The sequence below is a fragment of the Halococcoides cellulosivorans genome (genome assembly GCF_003058365.1).
Classification (GTDB): Archaea; Halobacteriota; Halobacteria; order Halobacteriales; family Haloarculaceae; genus Halococcoides; species Halococcoides cellulosivorans.
The window spans coordinates 2,373,385-2,399,885 of the sequence record NZ_CP028858.1; the positions used below are offsets into that span (position 1 = coordinate 2,373,385).

At 67.4% G+C, this 26,501-nt stretch carries 21 protein-coding genes; 15 read left to right on the plus strand and 6 right to left on the minus strand.

The window, feature by feature from the left end; translation table 11 throughout:
- Window positions 1–228 precede the first annotated feature (228 nt).
- Both HARCEL1_RS11630 and HARCEL1_RS11635 read left to right on the plus strand, forming a co-directional pair.
- Window positions 229–1,707, plus strand: coding sequence for an oligosaccharide flippase family protein (locus HARCEL1_RS11630; RefSeq protein ID WP_108383757.1), 1,479 nt, complete (start codon window positions 229–231; stop codon window positions 1,705–1,707).
- Window positions 1,708–1,776: 69 nt separating this feature from the next.
- Window positions 1,777–2,910 (plus strand): glycosyltransferase, encoded by a 1,134-nt coding sequence (locus tag HARCEL1_RS11635; protein WP_108383758.1) that lies wholly within the window; start codon window positions 1,777–1,779, stop codon window positions 2,908–2,910.
- On the opposite strand, the gene HARCEL1_RS11640 is transcribed toward HARCEL1_RS11635, so the two are convergent.
- The 3 genes from HARCEL1_RS11640 to HARCEL1_RS11650 all read right to left on the minus strand — a co-directional run bounded on the left by HARCEL1_RS11640 (window position 2,911) and on the right by HARCEL1_RS11650 (window position 8,508).
- The gene (locus HARCEL1_RS11640) at window positions 2,911–4,347 is read right to left on the minus strand and encodes a right-handed parallel beta-helix repeat-containing protein (RefSeq protein ID WP_108383759.1); all 1,437 of its coding nucleotides are present in this window, start codon (window positions 4,345–4,347) and stop codon (window positions 2,911–2,913) included.
- 486 nt (window positions 4,348–4,833) lie between these two features.
- The gene (locus tag HARCEL1_RS13485; protein ID WP_159077127.1) at window positions 4,834–5,376 is read right to left on the minus strand and encodes a hypothetical protein; all 543 of its coding nucleotides are present in this window, start codon (window positions 5,374–5,376) and stop codon (window positions 4,834–4,836) included.
- A gap of 342 nt (window positions 5,377–5,718) precedes the next feature.
- The gene (locus HARCEL1_RS11650) at window positions 5,719–8,508 is read right to left on the minus strand and encodes a right-handed parallel beta-helix repeat-containing protein (protein ID WP_159077128.1); all 2,790 of its coding nucleotides are present in this window, start codon (window positions 8,506–8,508) and stop codon (window positions 5,719–5,721) included.
- A gap of 320 nt (window positions 8,509–8,828) precedes the next feature.
- Between HARCEL1_RS11650 and HARCEL1_RS11655 the strand changes: the two genes are divergently transcribed.
- Together HARCEL1_RS11655 and HARCEL1_RS11660 are read left to right on the plus strand one after the other, a co-directional pair.
- A complete protein-coding gene (locus HARCEL1_RS11655; RefSeq protein ID WP_108383762.1) occupies window positions 8,829–10,058 on the plus strand; it encodes a DegT/DnrJ/EryC1/StrS family aminotransferase in 1,230 nt (409 codons plus the stop codon).
- Window positions 10,059–10,139: 81 nt separating this feature from the next.
- Complete coding sequence (locus tag HARCEL1_RS11660) at window positions 10,140–11,327, plus strand: carboxylate--amine ligase (RefSeq protein ID WP_108383763.1); 1,188 nt, start codon at window positions 10,140–10,142, stop codon at window positions 11,325–11,327.
- Here HARCEL1_RS11660 and HARCEL1_RS11665 read toward each other — a convergent pair.
- A complete protein-coding gene (locus HARCEL1_RS11665; RefSeq protein WP_108383764.1) occupies window positions 11,317–12,297 on the minus strand; it encodes a polysaccharide deacetylase family protein in 981 nt (326 codons plus the stop codon). The genes HARCEL1_RS11660 and HARCEL1_RS11665 overlap by 11 nt on opposite strands.
- 300 nt (window positions 12,298–12,597) lie before the next feature.
- Between HARCEL1_RS11665 and HARCEL1_RS11670 the strand changes: the two genes are divergently transcribed.
- The 6 genes from HARCEL1_RS11670 (at window position 12,598) to HARCEL1_RS11695 (ending at window position 18,393) form a co-directional block, all read left to right on the plus strand.
- A complete protein-coding gene (locus tag HARCEL1_RS11670; protein WP_108383765.1) occupies window positions 12,598–13,566 on the plus strand; it encodes a Gfo/Idh/MocA family protein in 969 nt (322 codons plus the stop codon).
- On the plus strand, window positions 13,563–14,924 hold the full coding sequence (locus tag HARCEL1_RS11675; RefSeq protein WP_108383766.1) for a nucleotide sugar dehydrogenase: 1,362 nt from the start codon (window positions 13,563–13,565) through the stop codon (window positions 14,922–14,924). The genes HARCEL1_RS11670 and HARCEL1_RS11675 overlap by 4 nt, the downstream gene beginning before the upstream one ends.
- Window positions 14,921–16,186, plus strand: coding sequence for a DUF354 domain-containing protein (locus HARCEL1_RS11680; RefSeq protein ID WP_159077129.1), 1,266 nt, complete (start codon window positions 14,921–14,923; stop codon window positions 16,184–16,186). Before HARCEL1_RS11675 ends, HARCEL1_RS11680 begins: the two co-directional genes overlap by 4 nt.
- Complete coding sequence (locus HARCEL1_RS11685) at window positions 16,183–16,413, plus strand: hypothetical protein (RefSeq protein WP_108383768.1); 231 nt, start codon at window positions 16,183–16,185, stop codon at window positions 16,411–16,413. Before HARCEL1_RS11680 ends, HARCEL1_RS11685 begins: the two co-directional genes overlap by 4 nt.
- Before the next feature lie 338 nt (window positions 16,414–16,751).
- Window positions 16,752–17,648, plus strand: a complete 897-nt coding sequence (locus tag HARCEL1_RS11690) for a diacylglycerol/lipid kinase family protein (RefSeq protein WP_108383769.1) — start codon at window positions 16,752–16,754, stop codon at window positions 17,646–17,648.
- A 22-nt stretch (window positions 17,649–17,670) separates the two neighbouring features.
- Window positions 17,671–18,393: a PHP domain-containing protein gene (locus HARCEL1_RS11695; protein WP_108383770.1), complete on the plus strand. Its 723-nt coding sequence runs from the start codon at window positions 17,671–17,673 to the stop codon at window positions 18,391–18,393.
- Between the two features lie 37 nt (window positions 18,394–18,430).
- Here the strand turns inward: HARCEL1_RS11695 and HARCEL1_RS11700 are convergent, their stop codons facing one another.
- Both HARCEL1_RS11700 and HARCEL1_RS11705 read right to left on the minus strand, forming a co-directional pair.
- Window positions 18,431–18,787, minus strand: coding sequence for a four-helix bundle copper-binding protein (locus HARCEL1_RS11700; RefSeq protein ID WP_108383771.1), 357 nt, complete (start codon window positions 18,785–18,787; stop codon window positions 18,431–18,433).
- A gap of 76 nt (window positions 18,788–18,863) precedes the next feature.
- A complete protein-coding gene (locus tag HARCEL1_RS11705; protein ID WP_108383772.1) occupies window positions 18,864–19,499 on the minus strand; it encodes a helix-turn-helix domain-containing protein in 636 nt (211 codons plus the stop codon).
- A 333-nt stretch (window positions 19,500–19,832) separates the two neighbouring features.
- Here HARCEL1_RS11705 and HARCEL1_RS11710 point away from each other — a divergent pair, with 333 nt between their 5' ends.
- The 5 genes from HARCEL1_RS11710 to HARCEL1_RS11730 all read left to right on the plus strand — a co-directional run bounded on the left by HARCEL1_RS11710 (window position 19,833) and on the right by HARCEL1_RS11730 (window position 26,347).
- Window positions 19,833–20,222, plus strand: a complete 390-nt coding sequence (locus HARCEL1_RS11710; RefSeq protein WP_108383773.1) for a pyridoxamine 5'-phosphate oxidase family protein — start codon at window positions 19,833–19,835, stop codon at window positions 20,220–20,222.
- Window positions 20,223–20,316: 94 nt separating this feature from the next.
- Complete coding sequence (locus HARCEL1_RS11715) at window positions 20,317–21,666, plus strand: sulfatase family protein (RefSeq protein WP_108384275.1); 1,350 nt, start codon at window positions 20,317–20,319, stop codon at window positions 21,664–21,666.
- A 146-nt stretch (window positions 21,667–21,812) separates the two neighbouring features.
- Complete coding sequence (locus tag HARCEL1_RS11720; RefSeq protein WP_108383774.1) at window positions 21,813–23,687, plus strand: glycoside hydrolase family 15 protein; 1,875 nt, start codon at window positions 21,813–21,815, stop codon at window positions 23,685–23,687.
- Between the two features lie 241 nt (window positions 23,688–23,928).
- Window positions 23,929–24,642, plus strand: a complete 714-nt coding sequence (locus tag HARCEL1_RS11725; RefSeq protein ID WP_159077130.1) for a hypothetical protein — start codon at window positions 23,929–23,931, stop codon at window positions 24,640–24,642.
- 289 nt (window positions 24,643–24,931) lie between these two features.
- Entirely contained in the window at window positions 24,932–26,347 is a 1,416-nt protein-coding gene (locus HARCEL1_RS11730; RefSeq protein WP_108383776.1) for an ATP-binding protein, read from the plus strand.
- Window positions 26,348–26,501: the final 154 nt, after the last annotated feature.

Consider the following 26,501-nt stretch of genomic DNA (forward strand, 5'->3'; position numbering starts at 1 on the left):
GCGAGAAGCGGCGTAGTTACGAGCGGCTTACTGTCACCGCTCGCGAACCGGTGCGCGCGACGGGGATGGACGCCAGGGGCCCCACACAGCGAGTAGGCGGTGGGTAACAACGACCGATCGTCTCGGTGTTCGACCCGTGACCGAACTGGGGACCGTGGGCTGGCCGCGACCGTCCGTCGACGGTCAGCGTCGGCCGATCGGACAGACAGCGCCGTCTGACGCCGACCGATGAACGCCCCGTCGGGGCTGATCGGCCGCTTTCTCTCGCTGTTCGGCTCGAAAGTCGCCGCGACGGTGCTCGCGGTGCTCACGACGCCGATCATCGTCCGCTTGCTCGGGGCCGGCGCGTACGGCGACTACGCCGTCGTGCTCTCGATCTATTCGCTGTACATGATCCCGATCAGCGCCGCCGTCGCCGAAGGCGTCCAGAAGTTCGTCGCCGAGTCTCGGGACGATGGCTGGGTCGAGCGCGTCCTCCAGGTGTATTTCGTCCTCGGACTCGGCCTGGCGCTGCTCGGCAGCGCCGTCCTGATCGTCGCGACCCACCTCGGCGCGGGGCGACTGCTCGGAGAGGGGTTCTCCGGGTATCTGTACGTCCTCGCGGCGTTCATCCTCGTCGGTCAGTTTCGCGCACTGTCGACGCACACCCTGCTCGGGTTCAGCCTCGAATACGTCTCGGGGCCGCTCGACGTACTCAAGAAGGCGACGACCGTCACCGTCGGTATCGCGCTCGTCCTCGGCGGGCTGAGTGTCGTCGGCATGCTGATCGGCCACGTCGTCGCGAACGCGCTCGTCGCGGTGATCGCCGCGAGCGTCGTCCTCCGGCGGGTCTCCGTGCGCCGACTGGTGACCGTCCCCCGGTCGGTCCCGATTCGGGAGTTGCTCTCCTTTAACCTGCTCAACGTCGCGGTGGTCTTTCTGGTGATGTCGCTGTTCCACATCGACGTGATCATGGTCCGGACGCTGGTCGGTGACGACGCCACCGGATATTACAAGGCCGCGCTCGCGCTGGCCGAGTACCTCTGGATCGTCCCGATCGTCCTCCAGCAGTTGTTGATCCACTCGACCTCGCGGCTCTGGAGCGAACAGCGTCACGCGGCGATCACGGATCTCGCCAGTCGGATCACCCGCTACACCGCGTTGCTCGTCGGACTCATGGCGATCGGACTCGCGGTGTTGGCCGACCGGGTGGTCGTGCTCTACTACGGTGGACCCTTCATCGTCGCCGCCACGCCGTTGATCGTATTGCTCCCCGGCGCGGTCGGGTTCGCCATCGCCCGACCGTTGCAGGCGATTTGTCAGGGATCGGGCCAACTCCGCGCGCTCGTCCTCGCGGTCGGCACGACGGCAGTGCTCAACGTCGTCCTCAACGGGATGCTCATCGTTCCCTTCGGCATTCTGGGCGCAGCGACCGCGACGAGTGTCGCGTACGGGTCGATGGTCGTCGCACTGGTCTGGACGTCGCGTCGGATCGGGTTCGACCCGTTGAGCGACCTCCGCCTCCCCAGGATCGGGGCGACCGTCCTGATCACGGGCATCGTGATTGTCGCCATCGAGAGCGTCCTCGTCCGTGATATCGTCGCGCTCTCGATCGTCCCGCCGACCGGGGCCGCGGTGTTCGGCGCGACCGCGCTCGCCACCGGGGCCCTCGACCGCGCGGAACTGCGCGACCTCGCGGAGCGATCGCCGCTGAACTGGCCGGTCTGAGACTCCCCGTCGGTCGTCGCGGGCCGTAGCCGAGCCATAACCAAGGCCATCGGAGACCCCGATCGACCGATGACGACGCCGGCAGGGCCATCGCCACGAGCGACGCCGAGCGACGATCGAGACGTGAGCGACGCCGCTCCTGACGCCGCGAGCGACCGCGCGAGCGGTGCCGGGCGTGTCGCCGCGAGCGGACCCGGCCGCGACGCGCGCTGCGCGGACCGTGACGATTCGCGCTCCCCCGACCTGTCGGTCGTGATCGTGACCTACGACGAAGGCGAGCGGATCGCGACCTGTCTCGACGCGGTGCTGGCGGCGACCCGCGACCGCGATGCCGAGATCGTCCTCGTCGATTCGAACTCGACCGACGACACCGTCGAACGGGCCGCAGCGTTCCCGATCGCGATCTACCGGATCACCGACGACCGGGTGACGACGCCCGGCGCGGGCCGGTTCGTCGGGACGCAGGTCACCCGTGGCGATCGCGTCCTGTTCGTCGACGGCGACATGGCAATTCGGAGCGACTGGCTCGATCGGGCGCTCGCGGTGCTCGACACCCACCCCGACGTCGCGGGCGTCGACGGTCAGTTGAACACGCCCGCCGCGAGCGATAGCGTCGAGCCGGTCGATTCGGTGCGTGGTGTCGCGCTCTACCGCCGATCGGCGCTCGATCGGGTCGGCGGGTTCGACCCGTTCTTGCGATCGGTCGAGGACATCCACCTGGGGTTCGAACTCCGCGCGGCGGGCTATCGGTGCTGTCGGCTCCCCGAGGTCGCCGCCGAGCATCCCGAGCGGCGCGGACTGTCCGAACCGCTCCGACGCTGGCGACGCGGCTACGCCGTCGGGCCGGGCCAGGCGCTCCGGCGGTCGCTGTTCGATCCCGGCCTGCTCGCCCAGCACCTCGCGCGCATGCGGTATCGACTCGCACTGGGGGTCTGGGCCGCGCTCGGCGTCGCGACACTCGCCGTCCCGGGCGCGACGACGCTCTGGATCCTTCTTTCGGCGCTCGCCCTCGCTGGACTCGCGATCGCGCGTGGGCCACGCGAGGCGATCCAGCTTCTGGTCTCGAAGGGGCTCGGCCTCGTCGGCGTCGCCCGCGGACTCGCGATCGACGTGCGACCGCGGTCCGAATTCCCGATGCGTGCCGTCGAGTGCGTGCAGTCGGAGGATCGCGATCCGATCGAGCGGCGGCGAGTCGAGGAGTGATCAGACCCGAAGCGTCCCGTCGGTGACGGTCTCGCTGTCGACATCGCGCTCGCCCCGGGGCGTCACGAGCCGGCAGTTCCGCACCGTCACGCGCCCGTTCTCGACGACGAGCGGGACGCCCTCGACCGCGATCTCGGTGTCTTCGATGGTGCAGTCGGTCGCGTCCGAGACGTAAATTCCGTCGCGCTCGGCTCCCGACTGCTCGATCCGGGAGGCCCGAATGCGCGATCCGTCACGGCCCTGAATCTGGACGCCGACGCCGCCCACCGCGCCCCCCTCGATCGTGACGTCGTCGACGGTCACGGCCCCGTCCCCGGTCGCCGGGGAGAGCGCGTGGATCGCCGGCACCGCGTCCCGATCGATCGTGATCGAACTCTCGCGGACGGTCGCCGCTCCGTTGTCGTGGTGGACGACGACGCCACCGAAACTCGCCGCCGCGTCGGTGCCGAAGGCGATCGAACAGTCCTCGATCACCTGCCCGGACTTGTTGCGGAGGCGAATGCCCCGGGCGTTCAACTGCCCCCACCCCGGCGGTTCGTCGTCGACGACGATGCTCACGCCCGTGGCGCGCGCGTCGGTCGACCCCAGGCGCACGCCCGCGACGTTGTTGTTGCGATACGTGCCCCCGAGGACCTCGACCGTGCCGTCCGCGCCCTCGGGCCCGCCCGGCGCGGACGCGTACAGGCCGTTGTCCGAGAACTCAGCGATCGAACAGTCCTGCACACGAAGCGTCCCGGCGTGGTCTTCGCCGACGAACAGCCCCGTGAGCGTCCGATTCCCGTCAGCGTTCCGGGCGGTGAGTCCCTCCAGGGTGGCCGTCCCCTCGGCGTCGAGCACCTCGATACGCATCGCACTCAGCTGATTCGCACAGCTGCCCAGGACGTCGACGTCGCGCAGCGTCGAGTCGCCCGTGAGGTGGAGGTGGATCGGCCCGCCCGAATCGGCCCCCGTGAGGTCGAACGCGACGTTCTCCAGGTGGAGGTCGCGAACGTTCTCCGCGGCGACCCAGGGGTGGCCGCCGAGGCAGTCGCCTGCCGTCGGGACGAACCGTGCGGGATCGGGCCCGGTCCCCACGAGGCCGACCCGACGCAGCCCCGAGAAGGCGGTGGGATCGAGCGCGTACGTCCCGGGCTCGAAGGCGACGAGCGTGTCGTCGTCGGCCCAGTCCTCGATCAGCGGGGTGACCGGTTCCTCCCCGGTCGGGTCCGCCCCCGCCGCGACGGCGTCGATGCGCCGCTCGAAACCGCCGATGCGCTCTGGCTCGTCGGTCGTCGGTGTGGGTGTGTCCGGTCGGTCGGTCGTCCGCTCGGCGTCGGTCGGTGTCGGTCGATCGCGTGTCGAGTCGTCGGGATCGACGAAGACGCTGTACGCGCCCAGGCCGAGAAGTCCGGCCCCGCCGGCCGCCCCCATCGCTGCGAGAAGCTGTCTCCGGTTCATTGGGTCCGGCGAAGCCCGTCAGCCGTATCGTTATGTCGCGGGTACGGCGGCCGACGAACGCCTCGATCGGAGGGACGGGCCGAAACGGACGACCTACTCGTCACCACCGAGACGGAACTGGCTATCAATCGGGGACTAGCTGCGCGACTCTGGGACGGTGAATTACGGGAACTCGTGCCGACAGATGAGGTTTGTAAATTGGGCAGGGGGTGAAATCAAGCGATGGCTGGCGATTCACCACGGGCCTATGTTTCGATCACTCGGCCTGTGCATAGGTTCGAATCACAAAGAATATTCGTCTTTAGCTGACTCGATGGGAATTCTGCTAACCCATGAGAACGTGGAACAAGATATGGGGCGCAAGAGACCGACCCGTGTTTCGTGCCATCGAGCACGTTTAGCTGACTGGTCCTCGTGGATTTCATTGTCTGCTTGCTTGTTGGAGTACACATCCTCAGCAAGCAGACGTTCTAACTAACCATCTTTTTAAGGCACTGATAGGTAAAGCCGGATGACAAAGACAGTCCCCTCAAACTCGACGTACCACTCGAAACTACTGTGTGATCGCTCGCGACCAAGAACATCTTCGACACTCCGTGCGTCTTCCGGGGCTAATTTTCGCTCAACCAACGGTGATTGCAAATAGTACGGTTCATTCTCGTCGAGTTCGTCTTTCATTTCGGGATCGTATTCGCGATTGGCCTTTTCGAGGACTTCTTTCAGTATTTCGAAGTCCGTGAGATCGTCCTCTTTTGCGTGAACAACAGTGGCATCGTGGGGAACAGTGTTAGCGACGAAAACTCTAATTTGCCAATATTCTTCAATGTGAGTACTTATATTAGTAGTAGTATTTATATCGCCCTCGTCCTCAGATCCGTCGGTTCTCACCTCGGAGGTGTATCCATCCGTATGAGTGTCGTCAGTCCCGTCGTTTTGATTATCAGTATTTTCAGTTTTGCCGTCGTCAGTGCACCCTCCGGCGACCGCGAGAGTACTCGCGCAGGCAAGGAGCAACGATCGGCGGTTCATTGTATCACGAAATGATTGCGTATCATTTCCATTACTGTAGAGGATGAATATGTTTTTTGGTCTTTCATAATATACGTAGGCTCCCCTTTTGTCTGAAATGCCGTCAACTCAAGCGGTAATAGTACATCTACGATAGATCGAAGTGGGTATTTAAATACAATCGATACGTCCCAAACGAGTTGAGAGGGCGTTACCCAATCCCGGCCGAGAAACGGGAGACACTGTCTCAGATCGACGGGGAGGGTCGGAACGCGGCGATCGCACCCGGGACGGTTCCTCGTGAGCTCGTGCCCGACTGCCTGCGGAGGCGTCGCTCTCAGTCGAGGACGCCGGAGCCGCCCTCTATCTCTCGTTGTTCTCGACGTAGACCTTCGAGAGGTCGTCGGTCGAGGAGGCGTTCTGGAGGACGATCTGGGTGCCCCAGTGGCCGTGCGTGCCACGCTCCCAACAGCCACCCGAGGCGGGCGCGTTGCCGGGCGAGACGTTGTTGCGGACCCAGACGCCGTCGGTCGGTTCGCCCCGAACGACCACGAGTCGGGTCTTCGCGCCGCCGCTGCCCCGGATCTCGTGGCGGTTGTGTTCGACGATGGCGTTGCCCGAGGGCGACCCACAGGCGTTCGGGCCCTGGGAGGTCCGATATTCGTTGGGCGCGCGGAGTTCGACGAAGTGGTCGGGATCGAGGCCGATCGAGCCGAACGTGTGGTTGTCACGCACGTGATACCAGGCGTTCTCGGCGTTGATGAAGTGCCGGCCCAGATCGGAGAACTCGCTGTACTCGATGGTGACCTTGTGGGCCTCGTCGTGGGCGTTGTAGTTGTTGTGGAAGCCGTACCCCGAGAAGTTCGAGAACTTACACTGGGTGAAGGTCGCCGCGGAGTTCACCCGGCGCATCCGGATGCCCATGTCGCTGGCGTCGGTAAAGGCACAGTTGAAGAAGGTCGCGTGCTGGCCGCGGACGGTGAGCGCCGCCCCGCCGCCGGGGCTGATAGCGAGTCCGTCCAGGGTGACGTCGTCGGCGGTGACGACGACCTCGTCGCGAATCTGCCCGTCGCTGCCGATCCCGCGATTGCCAGCGATCGTCACGCCGGGCACGTCGACCGTGAACCCGCCGGCGCTGCCCTCGACGTAGATCAGATCGCCCGCACTCGAACTCGCGAGCGCGGCGTCGACGTTGCCGTCGGAGACGACGTGGTCGGCCTCGCTCGCGGTGTGGACGAGGTGAGCGGGCATGCCGCTGCCGCCGCCGATGGGGCCCTCGTAGCGGTCGTGGCGGATGCCGATCGCCCCGCCGGTCGAGGGCTCGTCGGTCTCGTCTGTGACGCCCTCGCCGTCGGCGTGCCACGGGAATCCGGACTTCCAGCCGTCGCCGGTCGCCGCCGGCCGGGGATACCAGTCGAGATTCGAGGGGCTGCCGTCGACCAGCGCGTCGGCCTCACCGACGATCGTCACGTCGAGGACGGGCGTATCGAACGCGAACGCGTGGGTCTCGCCGGGCAGCGCCCGGCCGGCGATCTTCTCGCCCGCCGCGTCGATCACGAACCGCCGGTAAGCGACCCGAGCCCCGTCGACCGTCGAGGGGATCGCGCCGCCCTCGGGTTCGACTTCGATGTAGTAGTCGACCGGATCGGACCCGGTCGCCGCCACCGCGTAGGTGTGGGCGCGCTGTTCGCCCGCGATGTGCCACGGGAAGTAGCCCTTCCAGTGGTCACCGGTCGCGCCCTCGTGGGGGTAGAGGGTGAGATCCGAGGGGGTGCCGTCGACCAGCGCGTCGGCCGATCCCTCGATCGTCACGTCGAGGACGGGCGTATCGAACGCGACCGCGTGGGTCTCGCCCGGGGCGACCCGACCCGCGGCCAACGTGCCGTCCGCGCTGGTCCACTGGGGAGCGGGGTCGGCTGTCGCTCCGTCGGCACTCGCGGAGACCATCGCGCCGCCGTCGTCGACCTCGACGTAGTAGTCGACCGGGTCGGTGCCAGTCGCCGCCACCGAGTAGGTGTGCGCGCGGTCGACGCCGTCGTCACTCTCGTCGTCGGTGGTCTCGTCGTCGGTGGTTTCGTCACCGTCGGTGGGCTCACCGTCGTCGGCGCTCTCCGTCTGCCAGTCGAACCCGGACTTCCAGCCGTCGCCCGACGCGTCGGGCCGGGGGTACCAGTCCAGATTCGAGGGGCTGCCGTCGACCAGCGGGTCCGCTTCGCCGCGGACCGTCACGTCGAGCAGAAGGGTATCGAACGCGACCGCGTGGGTCTCACCCGGGGCGACCAGCCCGGCGGCGCGGGTCCCGTCCGCGCTCACCCACTGGCGGTCGGGCACGACGCGTGCGCCGTCGGCAGTCGCGGGCACCATCGCGCCCTCGGGTTCGACCTCGATGAAGTACTCGACCGACTCGGATCCGGTCGCCGTCACCGAGTAGGTGTGCGCGCGGTCGGCGGGCGGGCGCTCACCGGTCAGTTCGTACGCGGTCGTCGGTTCGCCGTCGACCGACAGCGAGAACGGCCCCGCCATCGGGGCAAAGGACGTGACCGACCCCGCGAAGCGGTAGGTGTCGCCGTAGCCGTTGCCCGTCAGGCCACGCGCCGTCCAGGTGTCGCCGCCCTCGACGGTGTCGTTTTCGACCTCGGCGGCCCCGTCGCCGGTGAGGACCTTCTCGATCGGGCCGGTCGTCGTGAATTCGTACTCGACCGATCCGTCGGGCGGCGTCTGGATCGCGAGGCGGCGCGACTGGACGAGGTCGTCGCGAGGGACGCGCTCGCCGTTGCGATACAGCGTCAGGCGGTCGGCGGGGGTGAGCGACTGGACCGGGCCCACGACGTCGAACGCGTCGCCGTAGCCGTCCGCGACCGTCCCCGCGACGGTCGTCACGCCGCCGGCGGTCGTGATCTCGTCGTCGGATTCGGCGGCGGTGAAGCCGCGTGTGACACGCTCGACCGAGCCCGCGACGGTGAACTCGTAGTCGACGGTCTCGTCGCGCGGCGCGACGAGTTCCACCCGGTCGGGGGCGGCGAGTGCCGATCCCACGCCCAGTCCGATCCCGGTCAGGCCCGCTGCCGCGAGCCCCATAATCCGTCGGCGGTTCAAACGCCCGATCGTCCGTTCGGTCTCGTCGTCGGTAGGAACGCCTTTCTCATTTCCCATACCCGGTATGGGCCGCTTACCTGAAAGGGCGTTTTTACGGGTTTGAGGCGTTTCAAGCGGCGTCCGTACCCAGTATGAGCCACCCGAGTACGTGTTGCCTACTGGGTACAGTATCGTAGCGTCCGCGGGTGGGTCGACGCTGGGCTCGCGCGCTCGACCCGAAGGGAGTGCATACGTGTCGAAAGAAGCGCCTACTGGCCGTGAAACCCGACGAATGGGGGCCAAGGGCGGCGGTCAGGCGCACGTCGCCGTCCCGATGCAGCCCACGGGGACCGGTACGCGGGGGCTACCTTTGGCCGCGGCTCACCATCGAGTGGACGATGACCGATTCGAGCCGTCGCGACGGGCGTCGCGCGCGCCGGTGGCGCCTCCTCGCCCCGGCCGTCACGCCGATCACGACCGGCGACCTCGCGGCCGGGATCAAGGGGCACGCCAAGCGGTCGGGCCGGGCGGCCTTTCGACGGGCGATCGTCGACGCGCTCGACGCCGCCCACGCGGCGACCTACACCTCCATTCGACGCGCGCTCGCGGCCAGTCTGATCGCGCTGGCCGACGACCGCGAGGGCGATCGGGTCCTGATCCCGGCGTTTTGCAGTCCGGACTTCCCGGCGGCGATTCGGGGCGTCGGCCTCGGCGTCGACCGGTACGACGTCGACCCCGCGACGCTCGCCGCCGACCCAGCGGCGGTCGAGGGTGCGATCGGCCCGGAGACGCTCGCGGTCGTCGCGGTCAACGTCCTCGGATACAGTTCACCGATGGCGAGGCTCGCCGCCATCGCCAGCCGCGCGGACAGCGCGCTCGTCGAGGCGCTGGGCTATGCGCTCGGGAGTCGACTCGACGGCCAGCCACTGGGGACGTTCGGTGACTGTGCGGTCCTCAACTTCCAGCAGGGCAAGCCCATCCCCGTCGGCGGCGGGATGGTCCTCAGCCAATCGGGCGGGCCACAGGTTGCGGACGCGGGCCGACCGGCAATCACCGCCAACGTTGGCGTCCTCGCGGGCTACGCGGCGCTCTCACACCCGCGGCCCTACTACGCGTACACGCGAGTGCGCGACGGCCTCGCCCGTCTCGGCCACTCGATCGACCGGCCGACGACCCACCCCGAGGGAGAGACCGACGTGGCCTACGACCCCCCGTTCGCGACCGTATCGAACTTCCAGGGCGCGATCGGGCGGCGCGTGTTCGACCGTCTCGACCGCTATCAGCGCCACCGCCAGCGGGTGGCCCGCCAGTACGACGCGTCGTTCGCGGAGCTGTCCGGCGTCCAGACGATCGAGCCGATCGACGGCCTGGAGCGGCACCAGCACGTCCGATATCCCCTGCTCGTCGCGTCGAGCGATTGCCGCGAGCGCCTCCTCGCCGCGCTGGCCGACGCCGGCGTCCAGGCCACGACGATGTACGACTACCCGGCGATCGACCCCGACCAGTTCCCCGGCGCGGCCCGCCTCCAGCGCGAGATCCTCACGCTCCCCACTCACCCCTACGTCGATCAGCGCGACGTCGCGTCGATCGTCGGGACGGTCAGACGGGTCGTCACGGCGACGACCTGAGCGGTCAGCGAGCGACGGTACGGTCGGCTTACGCCGCGAAGTGAGACCATTACTTCACCCGCTGGGCACGCGAAATCACCCATGACAGATTCCGATCGCGCCGCCGTCGTCCCCGCGGTCGGGACGCCAGGCTCGCTCAGCACGATTCGCTCGCTCGGGCGCGCGGGCGTCTACACGATTTCGGTCTCCGAGATGTCGCGGCCGCCGTCGTTCAGCTCTCGGTACTGCGACGCGACCCGCGCGGTGCCCGACCCGACCGCCGACCTCGCAGGCTATCGCGACGCACTGCTCGCGCTCGCCGCCCGTGGCGACGTCGAGACGATCGTTCCGGTGCGGGAGGCAGACGTCCACGTGCTGGCCAGCCATCGCGAGCAGTTCGGCGCCCACATCGAACCGCTCTGGCCCGATCGAGAGACGCTCGATTCCGTGCACGACCGCCTGGCGCTCACCGCGGCGGCCGAGCGCGCGGGCGTCGCCACGCCCGAGACCGTCCCGCTCGATGCGATCGACGACTGGGACCGCGAGCGGATCGTCAAAGCGCGCTACGCGTTGCTCACCGATCGGATGGGCGACGTGGCCCCGAACACCTGCCGGCAGCCCCCGACGACGCAGTTTCTCGCGCCCGGCGAGACGCCCGATATCGAGGCCCGCGTCGAGCAGATGGGCCACGTCCCCGTCGCCCAGACGTATCTCGACGGGCCGGAGTTCTGCCTGCGCGCGCTCTGTGTCGACGGCGAGGCAATCGTCACCTCACAGAAGCGGCTCCATCGCGGCTACAAGTACGCCCGCGGCCCGAGCGTCTACCACGAGGCCGTCGACGACCGCGCACTGACCGCGGCGGGCGAGGCGCTGCTCGCAGAACTCGACTACACGGGCCTCGCCTCGGTCGGGTTCATCCGCGACGAGGGCCGGTACCGCCTGCTGGAGATCAACCCGCGCGTGCCCGCGAGCATCCCGGTCGACATCCACGCCGGCGTCGACTATCCCCGGGCGTGCTGGCGACTGGCGACCGGGCGGGCGGTCGACCCAGCCGAGTACCGCCCGGGGACACACAGTCACCTCCTTCGAGGCGAACTCGTCCACCTCCACAGCGTGATCCGCGAGGAGTACCCCCTCGCCAAACGACCCGGAATCGGCGCGACGGTCGGGGCGATCGCCCGGTCGGTGCTCGAACATCCGAACTTCGATACGCTCAGCCGGGACGACCCCCGCCCGTTCGTCCGCGACGCGCTCAACGTCTCGCGATCGATGGTCCCGATCAGTCGGTGAGTGGCGGGTCGGCCGGCACGGCCCGCTCGTCCGCGCTCGGCCTCGATGCGGCCTCACCAGCCAGGACACGCTCGGCGACCGTGCCCATCGTCTCGATACGCAACTGGCCCGCGTCGCGGCGCGCGGCGGCGTACGCGACGATCGACCGGACGCGGTCGACGTCGGCCGCGGTCTGGAGGTTGTTGGGGTGCAACCAGACGTGGAAGATCGCGCCCTCGCGACACGCCCGGTCGATCCCGTGGCGGGCCTGCCGGACGATCGGATCGACCCCGAGGCGGTTCGCGACCTGCCGCGGGCGACCCTCGAACCCGAACAGATACAGCGACGGCGGGATCGTGACGAGACCGTACGCGTCGATGCACGGCTCGACCAGGCGGGCCCGCGGGGTCGCGGCGTCACGGAGCTTCGCGGCCGTGCGGCGAAGCCGGCCCCGGGACGGGCCCCCGGCGCGGTAACAGGTGATCCCCGCGTCCACGAGCGCCTCGCGGTGGGCAATGGCGTTCCGGGGGAACACTGCGGAGTCGAGGTCGATCCCCCGGGCGTGGGCCACCCGCCGGTTCGCCGCGAGTTCGGCGCGAGCGATCGCTGGCGTCACGCGATCGTCCGCCAGCGGCGTATGCGAGAAGGTGTGTGCGGCGATCTCGTGGTCGGTCCGGCTCGTGGCGACGGCCGCAACGAGATCGGGCGCGAACCGCCACTCGGGGTGGGCGCGCCAGCCGTTGCGCTCGGCGGCGAACCAGTCGTCGATCGCGGGGTGGTCGGCGTGGGTGCGATCACACGCCGAGAGCAGCAAATGCCCGACGACCGCCCACGTCGCCGGGACGCGGTGGGCGTCGAGGACGGAGAGCAACCGTCGCCAGCCAGTCCGCGCCGCGGCGATCCGGTCGACGGGCCGGTCGTCGAGGTCGTGAAACCCCCAGCCGAGTTCCGCGTCGATCGAGATCACGAGCGTGCCCGCGGTCGCAGCCATGCATCGAAATCGGGCGCGTCGCCGGGTAGTTACGAGTGGCTTAGCCGATCGGCCGTCCGGGGGCGCTCGACGATCTGCCGATGGGGACCACACGGCCCGACTGCAGTCCGTCCACGCGGGCGGGCGTCGGTTCCGCACCCCACTGGATCACGGCGATAGGAGCGCCATACTGCGAACAGGCGAACCATAACAAACCACGCGTGGAGCCGATCGACAGGCTGTGACTGAGCGCTATCGAAGCCCCCGAGTACCGATCGAGAACAGCGAATTACGCGGCGGTGTGTCCGCCGGGAGGGCGCCATGAGCGAGCAACGGGCGGCGGGCGTCCTCGGCGTCGGATCCATGGGGAAACACCACGCCCGCGTCTACGACGAACTCCCCGAGACCCGCCTCGTCGGGGTGAGCGACACCGACGACCAGCGCGCCCGTGAGGTCGCCAGCGGCACGACGGCCGCGGTGATGGACAGTGACGACCTCCTGGAGGCCGCCGACGTCGTCTCGGTCGCGGTGCCGACGCGCTTTCACGCCGACGCCGTCCAGGCCTGCATCGACCGGGGCGTCGACGTGCTCGTCGAGAAACCGTTCGTCGACGACCACCAGCGTGGCCGCGAAATCGCCGCGGCGGCCCGCGCGGCGGGCGTCACCCTCCAGGTCGGCCACATCGAGCGGTTCAACCCGGCCGTGCGCGTCCTCGACGACATCGTTCCCGACCTCGACGTCGTCGCCGTCGACATCGACCGACTCGGCCCGCCGACCGACCGCGACAGCCAGGATTCGGTCGTCAAAGACCTCATGATCCACGACGTGGACATCCTGCTCGATCTGATCGACGCGGAGATCGAGACGCTCACCGCGGTCGCCCGCGACGACCAGCACGCGACCGCGCAGTTCCAGTTCGACACCGACACGGTCGCGACGCTCACCGCGAGTCGGCGCACCCAGCAGAAAGTCCGCGAACTCGTGATCACCGCCGAGTCCTGTCGGGTCACCGTGGATTTCATCGACCAACACGTCGAGATCCACCGCCGGTCGGTCCCCGAGTACGTCCAACACGACGGCGACGTCCGGTATCGCCACGAGAGCGTCGTCGAACGCCCGACGGTAACGAACGGCGAACCGCTGAAAGCCCAACTCGAAGCGTTCGTCGCGGCCGCTCGGGACGGGACGGAGCCGCCGGTCACCGCCGAGGACGCTCTCGATGCGCTGGAGATCGTCGATCAGATCGAGGCGCTCGCGCTCGGGCGCGTCCCCGAGGAGGTGACCGCATGAGCCGAACAGCGTCGCGAGCGATCTACGACACGAGTGCGGACGACGATCAGTTGCGCGAGGCGTTCACGAGCGGCGAGTTGCCGGTCGCGATCTACGGGCTCGGCAAGATGGGGCTCCCGCTGGCGGGCGTGTACGCCGACGTGACCGGGGCGACCACCGGCGTCGACATCGACCAGCACGTCGTCGACCAGATCAACGCCGGCGAGTCACCGATCAAGCGCGAACCGGGGCTGCCCGAACTCGTCGAGCGCGTCGTCGCGGACGGCGCGCTCGAAGCCACGGCCGACGCCGAGGGGGCCGCCGCCGACGCGACGATCCACGTCCTGATGGTGCCGACGCTGTTGACCGCCGAGAACGATCCCGACCTCTCGATCATGGACGAGGTGATCGAGACCGTCGGGCACGGCCTCGATCCGGGCGATCTGGTGATCGTCGAGTCGACGGTCCCGCCGCGGACGACCGTCGATCGATTCCTCCCGCGATTGCTCGAAACCAGCGGGCTCGACCCCGACCAGTTCGGCCTCGCGGCCTGTCCCGAGCGGACGGTCAGCGGGCAGGCCATCGCGGACGTGCGCGGGACGCACCCGAAGATCGTCGGCGGCGTCGACCCCGAGAGCACGCGCGCGGCCGCGATCGTCTACGACGAGATATCAGAGAATCGCGTCGTCGAGACCTCGAACGCGACCGCCGCCGAGATGACGAAAGTGTTCGAGGGCGTGTTCCGAGACGTCAACATCGCGATCGCGAACGAACTCGCGACGTTCGCGAAGGCGCTCGACGTCGACGTCCGCGAGGCGATCGACGCCGCCAACACCCAGCCGTTCTGTGACATCCACGACCCCGGCCCGGGCGTCGGCGGGCACTGCATCCCGATCTATCCGTACTTCCTCGCGGGGCAGTTCGACGTCGACGCCGACCTGCTGGAGACCGCCCGGGAGCGCAACGACGGGATGGCGATCTACACCGCCGACATGACCGAGGCGATCCTCGACTCGGTCGGCGTGCCGATCGACGAGGCGACCGTCCTCCTGCTCGGGGTGACCTACAAGGCGAACATCGCGGAACTCCGAAACGCGCCCTCGATCCCGGTCGCCGAGTCGCTCAAACAGCGTGGCGCGACCGTCGAGGCCGTCGATCCGCTGATCGATAGGTGGCACGAGCTCGATGCGATGACGCCAGTCACGCTCGACGCCGCGGCCGATCGCGATCCCGACGCGGTCGTCGTCGTCACACCCCACGACGACTTCGCGGATCTGGACTGGGCGGCCTTCGACGCGCCGATCCTCGACGGCCGGTCGTCGATCGACGCGAGCGCGACCGACGCGCCCGTCTACGCGATCGGTGGGCCCTGGCCGTGACGACCAGCGATCGCGGTGGGCGATCGAGCGCCGACGCCGCGACCCACGAGGAGCGAGCTGAGAGCACGCCCGAGAGCGGGCCTCGTGGAGGCGACGCCACCCAGACGGCGAGTCTCCACCAGCGCCCCCACGACGCCGGTGAGAGCGAGACGCCCGATCGGGACGCGTCGGGCGACAACGGCCCCGCAGCGGCCGCGAGCGCGCCGCTTCGGGTCCTGTTCGACGTGGCCCACCCCGCACAGGTCCACCTGTTCCGGAACGCGATCACCGACCTCCAGACGCGTGGTCACGAGACGTTCGTCTCCGCGCGCGACAAGGAGGTCACGCTGGATCTGCTCGACGCCTACGGGATCGAGTATCGGTCGCTCTCGACGAAAGCCGACTCCTTGCCCGGCCTGATCGCCGAACACCTCGTCCGCGAGGTGCGTCTCGCCGCGCTCGCCCGCGAGTTCGACGCGGACGTGATCGTGAGTCGGCTGGGGCCCGTGCCCGCCCACGCCGCGACGCTCGCGGGCGCCCGCCACGTCGCCGTCAGCGACACGCGCGTCGGCAACGACCTCCTGCGACGCGTGCAACAGACGGTCACGCTCCCGTTCGTCGATACGATCTGTGCGCCGGCGGGGTTCGATCTCCCGATCGACGACGCGTCGCGTCGCCCGCTCGACGTCCAGGAGTTGGCGTACCTCCATCCACGCTATTTCGAGCCCGACCCATCGGCGCTCGGTCCCGACCTCGATCCAGAAACGTTCTACGCCGTCATTCGGGTCGCGGGCTGGGACGCCTACCACGACGTGGGCGAGCGGGGGCTCTCACTGGCGGGGCTGCGCAGTCTCGTGGAGACCCTCGACGCCCACGGGACGGTCGTGATCTCTGCCGAGGGGTCTCTTCCCGACGATCTGGAGTCGTATCGCCTCGACATCGACCCGAGCGACATCCACCACGTCCTCGCGTTCGCGGACCTCTACGTCGGTGACTCGGGGACGATGTCCACGGAGGCAGCGGTGCTCGGGACGCCCGCGATCCGGACGAACTCCGCAGTCGGAGACCGCGACGAACCCGTCTTCAAGACGCTCGACGCGTACGGACTGCTGGAGTCGTATGCCAACGAAGCGGACGCGCTCGCCGCCGTCGATCGGCTCCTCACCGCCGGCGTCGACCGCGAGGAGTCGCGCGCACGCCGCGAGCGCCTGATCGCGGACCGTCCCGACCCGACCGAACACATCGTCGAGACCATCCTCGAATCCGCCCCGGAGCAGCCATGAGTGACCAACCCCCCACCACCAGCATCGAGATTCCGGATCGTATCGCCCGCGACATCGCGGCCCGGCGTGAGGGCACCGACTTCGAATCGGTCGACGCCTACGCCGCCCGCGCGCTCGACGAACTGCTCGCCGCGCTCGACCGCCGGGACGTCGAGGACGACCGCGGCGCCGTCAGCGAGACCGACGACCGCGTGGCCGATCGCCTCGAATCGCTCGGCTACCTCTAGTACGGCCCGCTGCGCTCGAATCCCCCGCTGACGCAGGACGGTACGCTCCGTCCGATCCTCCATCGATTCCTCCCTTCGCCCGGTCGCGACTCAGACGCGCCATCGAGCGACGGCTCCGGGTGATCGGCGAGGCCGGCAGGAATCCGGCCGGTGGCCACGGGCCGGCCGCCCCGTTTCGGGCGGATACGACCCGCCTAACAAACGCCACTGGTCCGCTCGATCGACGTGAGACGAATGCACGCCCCACACGCGACACCCGGTCCGGAGCGGTCCCAGTGGGCCACCACCGGCGTCGAGCGAGCGAATGGTCCGCCGACCGCGACGCGGGAGGCCCGGGGATGACAGACACCAGGGTGATCGGGAACCCCCAGAGCGGCAGCGAAGACCACACCGATCGGATCGAGCAGATCGCCGACGACCGGAACGCGACCGTCGAGTGGACCGAGGCGGCGGGCGACGCGATCACGCTCGCGGCCGACGCCGCGGCGGCGGGGGCCTCGACGATCGTCGCCGCCGGTGGCGACGGCACCGTCAACGAAGTCGTCCGCGGGATCGACCGTGCCGACGCGTTCGACGACGTGACGCTGGCCATTTTCCCGCTCGGGACCGGCAACAACTTCGCGACCCAACTCGGCATTCCCGACCTGGAGACCGCAATCACAGTTCTCGAATCGGGCGAGCGCCGCCGCATCGACCTGGGCTGGGCGACCGACCGCCCCGTGGTGAACTCCTGTGTCGCGGGCCTGACCGCGAACGCGAGCGACGAGACGGACCCGGAACTCAAGCGCCGCTTCGGAGAGGTGGCGTACCTGATCACGACGCTGCGCGAACTCTCGGCGTTCGACGGCCTCCGACTCACCATCGACGCGAGCGACGCGACGGGCGACTGGACCGGTGAGGCGCTGGGCGTGCTGGTCGGGAACGGCCGGCGGTTCACGACCGACGGCGACGCCCAGGCCGACATGGAAGACGCCCTCTTCGACGTCGTGGTCATCAAAGACGTCGCCGCACTCGATCTCGTGAGCGATTCGATCACCGAACGGCTGTTCGACCGCGAATCCGACCATATCGTCCGCTCGCAGGCCCCGTCGTTGACGATCACGAACCACGATCCGGAGACGATCGCGTTCAGCCTCGACGGCGAGTTCGTCCGAGAGCGCGAACTCACCCTGGAGGTTCGCCCGGCGACGCTCCGTGTCGCCGTGGGCGAGGGCTACGAGCCGACGCCGGAGTGACCGCCGAAATAGACTACACCATATGTTCACACTCGATCTCCACACGCATTCGCGGTTCTTTCACGGGTTCGAGAGCCGCCCGACGGCGTTCGACCCCGTGGGAGCGCGGCTCATCGACGCCGTCGCACGGGGCCACGGCCTCGACGGCGTCGCGCTCACGAATCACGATTACAATCCCGATCTGTCCTTCGACGGCATCGTCACCATCCCCGGGATCGAGATCTCGACGACGCAGGGGCACGTCCTCGTGATCGGGGCGGACCCGCCGACAGCCACCGATCCCGGGGCGATGACCCCCGAGGCAGTGATCGATCTGGCGGCCGAGCGCGACTGTGCGACGATCATCGCCCACCCGTTTCGGGACAGCACCGTTCGGGGCGTCGACGCGCCGTTCGACGCCGTCGAACTCAACGGCAAACACCCACGAAACCGAGCGTTCGTCGAGCGGATCGCCCGCGAGCGCGAGATTCCGATCGTCGGGGGCAGCGACGCCCACTACCCCGTCGAGGTCGGACGCGCCTACACCGCCGTCGACGCCGACGAACTGACGCCCGCATCGGTCGTCGCCGCGATCCGCGACGGCCGGGTCGAGGCCCGGATCTCGGAGTGGCCACCACACGACCTGCTCCGCCGGGTGTATCGCCGCCTCCACCGATCGAAAGGCGTTCTGGAGACGCCGACGTGGGACAGCGAGCACACCGACCGGACAGCCAGCGACGGCACATCTGGCCCCAACAGTCGCTAAGCAGGAGTCAGAAAACGACGAGTTGTCGGCCCGACGGTCAGGGAGTGGCCATCTGCCGACAGCTCTCGGCGGCCTCCGGGAGGAGTTCCGCACAGGCCTGGCAGTGGTCGGCGTCGTGTTGGGCACACTCTTCGGCACACGTCTCAGAGAGGTCGGCACAGATCGTCGCGATCTGTGAACTCGACGTGGAGTTTCGCGCCAGAAGTCGAGCGTGCAGCGATGCGATGTCAGCCACGTCCCGACAGAGGCGCGCACAGTCTTCCATCTCGGCGTCACCCAGACATTCGTCCGCACACCACTCACAGAGCGTGGCGGCCTCGGTACACAGGTCGATACAGTCGCGTTCGTCGTCGTTCAGGTGGTCTGACGACGACCCACTTTCTGAGAGAGCCATTGCGTTTCCCCCACCGGCCCAGTCCGCCGTCACCGTTCGGCCTGCGATCGCAAGGGCGGCCGGTCGCGGACCGCGCTCACCGAAGCGTCGACTCGACGAGCGAGCCCATCCCCCGCCGGAGTCGTTCGGAGAGCGCCTGGTGGCTGACCGGCGCGTCGACGGCCAGTTCTTCGAGCGTACACTCCCGGGGGACCTCGAAAAAGCCTCGCTCCTGGGCGTCGCTCAGGAGCTGTCGCTGGCCCGGCGTCAGCCCGAACCGTTCGGATGCCGTCGCGGGGTCCGTCCGAGACAGTCGTGTGGGCCGAAAGGTGACGGGGTGTTCGTCACAGTACTCGACGTAGCGCTGGAAGCTGTTCTCGTCGGGAAACTGGATGCGAAACCGCCAGCAATCACGGGTTCTGGTGCCGTCGAGAAACACCGCGCTCTCGTCGGCCCACCGGGGGTGGGTCATGAGCCGCCGTCCCTGTTCGGTCAGCGTGACGCGATAGCGACGCCAGTCGTCGGCCCCGGACAGTCGGACCCAGTCGGTGACGGTGTCGTCGGCGTCCAGGCCCGACTCGAACGAGGAAAACTCCTCGTCGACGACGTCCATGACGACGTCGAGACCGTTCGACGCACTCGCCGTCTGCTGGAGCAACGAGGCCTCCATCTGGGGCGATCTATCGAACGCTGCATCCATCACGGTCGTGTCGATGTCGAATTCTGCGATCATGGGTGGGGGTCGGGGAGGCAGTCGGGGACCGATCGTCTGGATCGGGGTCGTCTCCGGTCGGAGTCGGCTGGGATCGGGGTCGTCTCCGAGCGGACGATACCCGGGACGGTCGCGCTCGGCCGGTAAAGACCCGAAAGATCGTTCACCACCGTAGTTTTCGGCTACTCACGAGGACCGGCCGAGAAGGCCGTCTTTACCGGCGTCCAGCACTCGAACGACGACGCCGGTCCACCAGATCCGGACCCGGACAGCCATCGCGTCGGTTCGACGGCGACCGGGCGGGACGGACCGCGTCGCCCGTATCGTTATGTCGGCGGGGCCACGGGCAGGCATATGGGAGACGCCGTGCCCCCGAACGCCGAGAAACTGCTGGAGAGCGAACCGCTCGTCGGCCACCTGGCGACGAGCACCGACGATCGACCCCACGTCGCGCCGGTGTGGTACTGCTACGAGGACGGAACGCTCGACATCACGACGACCGGGCAGAAACTGGCCGACGTCCGGGCGAACCCGCGGGTCGCGTTTTCGGTTCAGAGATCCGAGGACGGCATTCCCGAGTGGCAGGTCACCCTCCGAGGCACGGCGACCGTCGTCGAAGACCCGGAGACGACTCGTGAACGGAATCGGTCGATCAACGAGAAGTACGGCGTCGATCCGGACGCCTACGCGGAGAACACGCTCGTCCGCATCGATGTCGGGTCCGCGAGCTACGAGACGTTCTGATTCGGGGCCCCACCGCCAGTCTCGACCAGCCCGGAACGCCAGACGCTACCGAATCCGGTCGATAACTATGCCCCTTCCCCCGGAAGTCGAGACGATGACAGACCCCCAGCCGAACATCGTACTCATTCACTGTCACGACCTGGGGCGGTATCTGGGGTGTTACGACTACGACGTCGACACGCCGGCGATCGAGTCGCTCGCGGACTCGGGGGCGCTGTTCACGGAGCACTACGGGACCGCGCCCCAGTGTTCGCCCAGCCGAGGGAGTCTGATGACCGGCCGGTACCCCCACGTCAACGGCCTCGTCGGCCTCGCCCACGGCGCGTGGGAACTCGACGATGGCGAGCGCATCCTGCCACACTACCTCCAGGACGCCGGCTACGAGACCCACATGTTCGGACTCCAGCACATCACCCAGGACACCGACCGACTCCGCTACGACCGGATCCACTCGGAGGGCAACCTCTATCCCGGCGTCTCGCCCGTCGTCCACGAGTCCAACCGGGCGCGGACCGTCGCGTCGGTGGTCTCGGAGTGGCTGGAAAGCGGGGCGTTCGACACGCCGTTTTTCGCCTCGGTCGGGTTTTTCGAACTCCACCGCTCCCAGGAGGCCGACGGCCGCTTCGGGTTCGACCCGGACCGATACGAGAAACACGACCCCGACCGGATCCGGCCGCTGCCCTACCTGCCGGACCGGCGCGGGATCCGCACCGACCTCGCGGAGATGCACGGGATGGTCACCGCCATCGACGACGGGGTCGGGGAGATCGTCGCGACGCTCGAAGACACCGGCCTCGACGAGGAGACGCTGGTCGTGTTCACGACCGAACACGGCATCGCCTTCCCGCGCGCGAAAGGGAGTTGCTACGACGCGGGCCTCGAAGTCGCGCTCATCCTCCGCTATCCGGGCCTCGCAGACGGGGGTGAGACCTACGACGAACTGACGAGCAACGTCGACGTGTTGCCGACGCTCCTCGAACTCGTCGGGATCGACCGTCCCGACGCGATCGACGGCCGGAGTTTTCTCTCCGTACTGACCGACGACGAGTACACAGAGCGCGAGCAGGTGTTCGCTGAGATGACCTGGCACGACGTGTACAACCCCGTCCGGGCGATCCGGACAGACCAGTACAAGTACATCCGGAGTTTCTGGTATCTCCCGAAGGTGTACCTCACGGCGGACGTGTTCGCGAGCGAGGCCGGACGCGAAGTCCGCGAGAAATACGGCGCTCCGGGCCGGCCCTACGAGGAACTGTACGACCTCCAGGAGACGCCCCAGGAAGACGAGAACGTCGTCCACGAACCCCGGTATCAGGACGTGCGCTGCGATCTCTCCCGACGGCTCAAAGACTGGATGGTCGAGACCAACGATCCGCTACTCGACGGGCCGGTCGTCCCCGACGACTTCGACGTGATCCAGCGCTGGCCCCACGAGCAGGAGTGAGGTCCAGGTGCGTCGTCGGGCCGGCGACGCTCGTCGACACGACACCGGCCGCCACCCGGCGTCGATCGGTCGAATCAGGCAGTATGGACCGCCTACGCCGGTGAAGGGCCCCCCATAGCCTTACGTGACACCGCGGTACCTATCGCATGACCACCGACGGGTACACACCGATCAGCGCGTACGGCCTCATCGGCAACCTCGAAACGGCCGCGCTGGTGGGTGCAGACGGCTCGATCGACTGGTGTTGTCTGCCCTATCTCCAGTCACCGAGCGTGTTCGGCGCACTCCTGGACGTCGAGAACGGCGGGCACTTCCGGATCCAGCCCGCCGAGCCCTTCGAGAGCTCCCAGCGCTACGAAGCACGGACGAACGTCTTGCGGACCGACTTCGAGACCGACGCCGGCAGTGCCCGCTTGACGGATTTCATGCCGATTCTCAGCGCCGACCCGGCCGCGCCGTTCGCCCAGCCGTGGGTGTTCCGCAAGGTCGAGTGCACCGACGGGCGCGTTCCCCTCGACGTCGACTTTCGCCCGCGATTCGACTACGCGCGCGGCCGGACGACCGTCGAGTCCCTGAACGGCGAAATCGTCGCCCGGGGCAACGGCGAGCATCTGTCGCTGTCGACCGACGCCGCCCTCCAGACCGACGGCGTCAGCGCGAGCGGGGTCGACCGCCTGGAGGCCGGCGACGTCCGCTGGCATACCGTCCAGTACGGCCAGCGCAAGCGCCCCGAATCCGTCGATCCGGAGACGCTGCTCGCGCGCGTCCGCGAGTACTGGCACAACTGGACGCACGACTGTCGGACGGTGGCGACCGGAGCCTGTCCGTTCGAGGGGCCCCATCACGCGCTCGTCGAGCGATCGGAACTCGTCCTCAAGTTGCTCATGCACCACCGGACCGGGGCGATCGCCGCCGCCCCGACGACGTCGCTGCCCGAACTGATCGGTGGGACGCGCAACTGGGACTACCGGTTCAGCTGGATTCGCGACGCCGCATTCACCATCCAGGCGCTCAACAAACTGGGCCACACCCGCGAATCGCGCGACTACTTCGACTGGTGTCTGGACGTGATCCACACCGAATCCGAGACGTTCCAGCCGTTCCAGCCGATGTTCGGCCTCCACGGCGACACCGAGATCACCGAGGAGACGCTCGATCACCTCTCGGGCTACCGGGGGTCGGCGCCCGTCAGGATCGGGAACGCCGCCCGCAATCAGTTGCAACTCGACGTGTTCGGTGAACTCGTCCACGCGCTGTACGAAACCTGCCAGTACGGCGAGACGATCACGGAGACGAGTTGGGAGACGATCAGTGACGTCGTCGAGTACGTCTGCACGCTCTGGGACAAACGTGACGCGGGAATGTGGGAGGTCCGCAGCGACCCCGAACAGTTCGTCCACTCGAAGGTGATGTGCTGGGTCGCTCTGGACCGGGGGATCGAGATAGCCCGCGCCCACGACTTCGACGCGCCGATCGGACACTGGGCGTCGGTGCGATCGGACGTCCGTGAGGCCGTCATCGAACAGGGGTTCAGCGACGCGACGAACAGTTTCGGCCGGTCGTTCGAGTCCCCGGAGTTGCTGGACGCGGCGGCACTCCGGATCCCGCTGGTCGGCTTCCTCCCGATCGACGACGACCGCGTCCAGGGGACGATCGACGCGATTCGCGACCGCCTGACCACCGAGGAGGGCCTGGTCTATCGCTACGAGGGCCGGGACGGAATCGCGGGCGGCGAAGGAGCGTTCCTGCTCTGTTCGTTCTGGCTCGTCGACTGTCTCGCGATGTCGGGCGACCTCCGGGAGGCCGAAGCGCTGTTCGAGACCATCGTCGAGTATGCCAGTCCGCTCGGCCTCTTCTCGGAGGAAGTCATCCCCCAGACCGGGGAACTGCTCGGGAACTACCCGCAGGCGTTCAGCCACCTGGGGCTGATCAACAGCGTGCTCTACCTCCAGGCGGGCGAGGAGGGCGTCCCCAAGCCAGACCTCGACGGCGTCTCCTCGCACCCTCCGTCCGCGACGTAGCGTGCGTCTCGGACCGGCCGAGTCCCGACCAACGTGATTGGGGCCCGCTCCGCGGCGAGTAGGAGCGTAATACCCCGATTCGGCCGGACGTATACGGTCCATACTCCGTCGCAGATCGGCGCAATTCGGGGGTTTCGAGCCGTCTCACGCGATAAAGACGACCACGCCCCCGGACGACCCGTCAAACACATTGACAGAGTGGAGAGAGTTATATAATGCAGTCCCTAATCTGTTCTCAGTCATGAGTAGCCCTCCCTCCACAGCGACGACACAGTCCGAGATGGCCTCGACGACGACTGCGTCCGACGTGCTGACCCGAGACGGTGCGGTCGCTCTCGTCGTCGAGAACACCTCCGAGACGGGCCAGACGAGTCACTACTCGCTGCTCGTCCACGGCGACATCCAGGCGAGTTCCATCCTCTCGACCGACGACCCCGCACCGACGGTGACGGTGCTCGACGACGACACGGTGCTGGTCGCCGGGAGCGTCACCGGCGGGACGGCCGGGTTCGTCCTGGACGGACAGGTCGTCGCCGCGGAGGTCGACGGCGCGGACCCGACCCTGACGGTCGGGGACCGAGTCGTCGATCCGGGCCGGTGGCCGACAGTCACGGCCTACACGGGCCACGGGCCAGAGGTCGAGCCCGTCACAGACCCGTTCCCGAACGGCGGGGAACTGGGCGCGACCCCGGAGGACCCGCTGTATCCCGAGGAGTACGTCCTCGAACTCTCGGCCAGCGGACTCGACGCCGCCGACGCCTACTGTTTCGACGTGGACGGCACCGTCCTCGATCACAGCGACGACGTGCGAGTCTCGGAGCTGGGCGACCGTGTCTACGGCAGTCTCCAGCCGGATTCGTCCGCCCGGATCGAGGTACGAGGGACGATCACGCGGATCGACACCGCCGACGGGATCGAGTTTGCTGTGCGGGCGCGTGACGACACGGCCGCCTGAGGACCGCGTCCTCAGAGTGTGCGTCGTCGATGTGGGTCTCCCGTGGCGGTTCATCGGGCAGTTGTTTTTCCCAGGATATCCGGATCGAAGCCGTGGCTCTACCCACGCGGTTCGGGAACGAATCGGATCGGAACGGGACCGTCGCTGCGGTCGCCATGCGAGAGCCGGTCCCGCGAGACCAGCGAACGAGAACGGCGAAGATTAGAGGCGAGACTATTATAGTTGAGACTATTATAGTCTGATTCCTAACTTCGGCACTTATATCTATCTCCCACCACGACCAGAGTGTATGGATCAGTTCGTCAATCGTCTCGATGAGCTCGATCGATTGGAGACGCTCTACGAGAGTGATGCCGCAGAACTCGCAATCATCTATGGGCGTCGCCAGATCGGGAAGAGCGAACTCGTCCGCCGATCGATTGCCGACCGCGACGATGCCGTGTACTATCAGGCAGTCCAAGGAACAGCGACGACACAGCTCAGGCGATTCGTCGAGGCGGCAGCGACGACCTATCCAGACATCACGGCCGTCAAAGAGGAATGGGAACCGCTCCTGACGTACCTCACCGACAGAGACGCAGTCACCGTCATCGACGAATTCCCGTACCTCGTCGAATCGAACGAGGGGCTTCCATCGGTCATTCAACACCAGTGGGATACAGCCGTCGACGAGAGTCAGGCAGCGCTCGTCCTCACAGGCTCTGCAATCGGCATGATGCATACCCACGTTCTCGATGGCGGTGCGCCGCTCTATGGCCGGGTGTCCCAGACACCGAACGGCCGCCTCGAACTCACCCAATTGCCGTTTCGCTCCATCCAGGAGTTCGTACCGACGTACGATCCCGAAGAACGGGTGTTCGTCTATGGCGTCTTCGGCGGCACACCCCGATATCTGAGCCCGCTCGACCCATCAGAGAGCTTCGGAGCGAACGTGACGCGGCTTCTCTGTGACCCTGATGGCCCACTCCACGACGAGCCCGAAACCGTCCTTCAGATGGAGCTCAACGAAGTGAACACGTATTTTTCGGTCCTAGAGTCGATAGCAAGCGGGAACCGTAGTCGAAACGAGATCGCCCAGGGGGCGGGCATCGAGAGCACAAATACGTCGTATTACTTCGACCAGTTGGAAACGCTCCAGATCATCGAAAAGCATCATCCGGCACTCACCGATCCGGCGCGCAGCAAACGAACTCGATACCGGATTCGAGACCCCGTATTCCGGTTTTACTTCCGATATCTCTACGGCCGCGAGGGGCAATACGACCTCTACGGCGAGAACGCCTACGCGGATCTCATCGAGCCAGAATTACCCGACTTCGTCAGCGAAACGTTCGAATCGCTCTGTCACCAGGCGGTGTCAGCACTCTATGCAGACTACCAGCTCACAGCACCACCACACCAATGGTGGTACAAGGGCCAGGAGATAGACGTCGTCGCACCGACTGACGAGTCGACGCTGATCGCTGGTGAAGCGAAATTTACCACCACTCCCCTCGGCTATGGCGTGCTCGCAGACCTCGAAGACGACGTGAAGCACATCGATTGGACACCCCCAGAGGGTGACGACCCGACGTACGAGTTCGCCTTGTTCAGCCGGTCTGGGTTCAAATGCTCCGTCGAGGAAGCTGCAGACGAGCGGGACGATCTGCGTCTCTTCGATCTCTCCGACATCGTTGCCGTTCTCGAACGTGAAATCAGCCATTGACCCCAGAGATACGGTCTCACCACCCACTCGATACTGTGAACGGCACACATCACGGCGATTTTTCGAGATTCGCCCGGCATTAAAAAAACCACTGTGGGCGACCGGCGAGTCCGCGCTTCATCCCGCCCCAGTGAACGATCGACGGCGGCGCTGT

Excerpts from the sequence above, each read along its gene's own strand:
- HARCEL1_RS11635 (WP_108383758.1), top strand. The coding sequence starts at position 1,777 with ATGACGACGCCGGCAGGGCCATCGCCACGAGCGACGCCGAGCGACGAT.
- HARCEL1_RS11730 (WP_108383776.1), top strand. The coding sequence starts at position 24,932 with ATGGATCAGTTCGTCAATCGTCTCGATGAGCTCGATCGATTGGAGACG.
- HARCEL1_RS11650 (WP_159077128.1), bottom strand. The coding sequence starts at position 8,508 with ATGGGAAATGAGAAAGGCGTTCCTACCGACGACGAGACCGAACGGACG.
- HARCEL1_RS11690 (WP_108383769.1), top strand. The coding sequence starts at position 16,752 with ATGACAGACACCAGGGTGATCGGGAACCCCCAGAGCGGCAGCGAAGAC.
- HARCEL1_RS11700 (WP_108383771.1), bottom strand. The coding sequence starts at position 18,787 with ATGGCTCTCTCAGAAAGTGGGTCGTCGTCAGACCACCTGAACGACGAC.
- HARCEL1_RS11660 (WP_108383763.1), top strand. The coding sequence starts at position 10,140 with ATGACAGATTCCGATCGCGCCGCCGTCGTCCCCGCGGTCGGGACGCCA.
- HARCEL1_RS11655 (WP_108383762.1), top strand. The coding sequence starts at position 8,829 with ATGACCGATTCGAGCCGTCGCGACGGGCGTCGCGCGCGCCGGTGGCGC.
- HARCEL1_RS11720 (WP_108383774.1), top strand. The coding sequence starts at position 21,813 with ATGACCACCGACGGGTACACACCGATCAGCGCGTACGGCCTCATCGGC.
- HARCEL1_RS11725 (WP_159077130.1), top strand. The coding sequence starts at position 23,929 with ATGAGTAGCCCTCCCTCCACAGCGACGACACAGTCCGAGATGGCCTCG.
- HARCEL1_RS11715 (WP_108384275.1), top strand. The coding sequence starts at position 20,317 with ATGACAGACCCCCAGCCGAACATCGTACTCATTCACTGTCACGACCTG.
- HARCEL1_RS11630 (WP_108383757.1), top strand. The coding sequence starts at position 229 with ATGAACGCCCCGTCGGGGCTGATCGGCCGCTTTCTCTCGCTGTTCGGC.
- HARCEL1_RS11685 (WP_108383768.1), top strand. The coding sequence starts at position 16,183 with ATGAGTGACCAACCCCCCACCACCAGCATCGAGATTCCGGATCGTATC.
- HARCEL1_RS11670 (WP_108383765.1), top strand. The coding sequence starts at position 12,598 with ATGAGCGAGCAACGGGCGGCGGGCGTCCTCGGCGTCGGATCCATGGGG.
- HARCEL1_RS11640 (WP_108383759.1), bottom strand. The coding sequence starts at position 4,347 with ATGAACCGGAGACAGCTTCTCGCAGCGATGGGGGCGGCCGGCGGGGCC.
- HARCEL1_RS11695 (WP_108383770.1), top strand. The coding sequence starts at position 17,671 with ATGTTCACACTCGATCTCCACACGCATTCGCGGTTCTTTCACGGGTTC.
- HARCEL1_RS13485 (WP_159077127.1), bottom strand. The coding sequence starts at position 5,376 with ATGAACCGCCGATCGTTGCTCCTTGCCTGCGCGAGTACTCTCGCGGTC.
- HARCEL1_RS11675 (WP_108383766.1), top strand. The coding sequence starts at position 13,563 with ATGAGCCGAACAGCGTCGCGAGCGATCTACGACACGAGTGCGGACGAC.
- HARCEL1_RS11665 (WP_108383764.1), bottom strand. The coding sequence starts at position 12,297 with ATGGCTGCGACCGCGGGCACGCTCGTGATCTCGATCGACGCGGAACTC.
- HARCEL1_RS11710 (WP_108383773.1), top strand. The coding sequence starts at position 19,833 with ATGGGAGACGCCGTGCCCCCGAACGCCGAGAAACTGCTGGAGAGCGAA.
- HARCEL1_RS11705 (WP_108383772.1), bottom strand. The coding sequence starts at position 19,499 with ATGATCGCAGAATTCGACATCGACACGACCGTGATGGATGCAGCGTTC.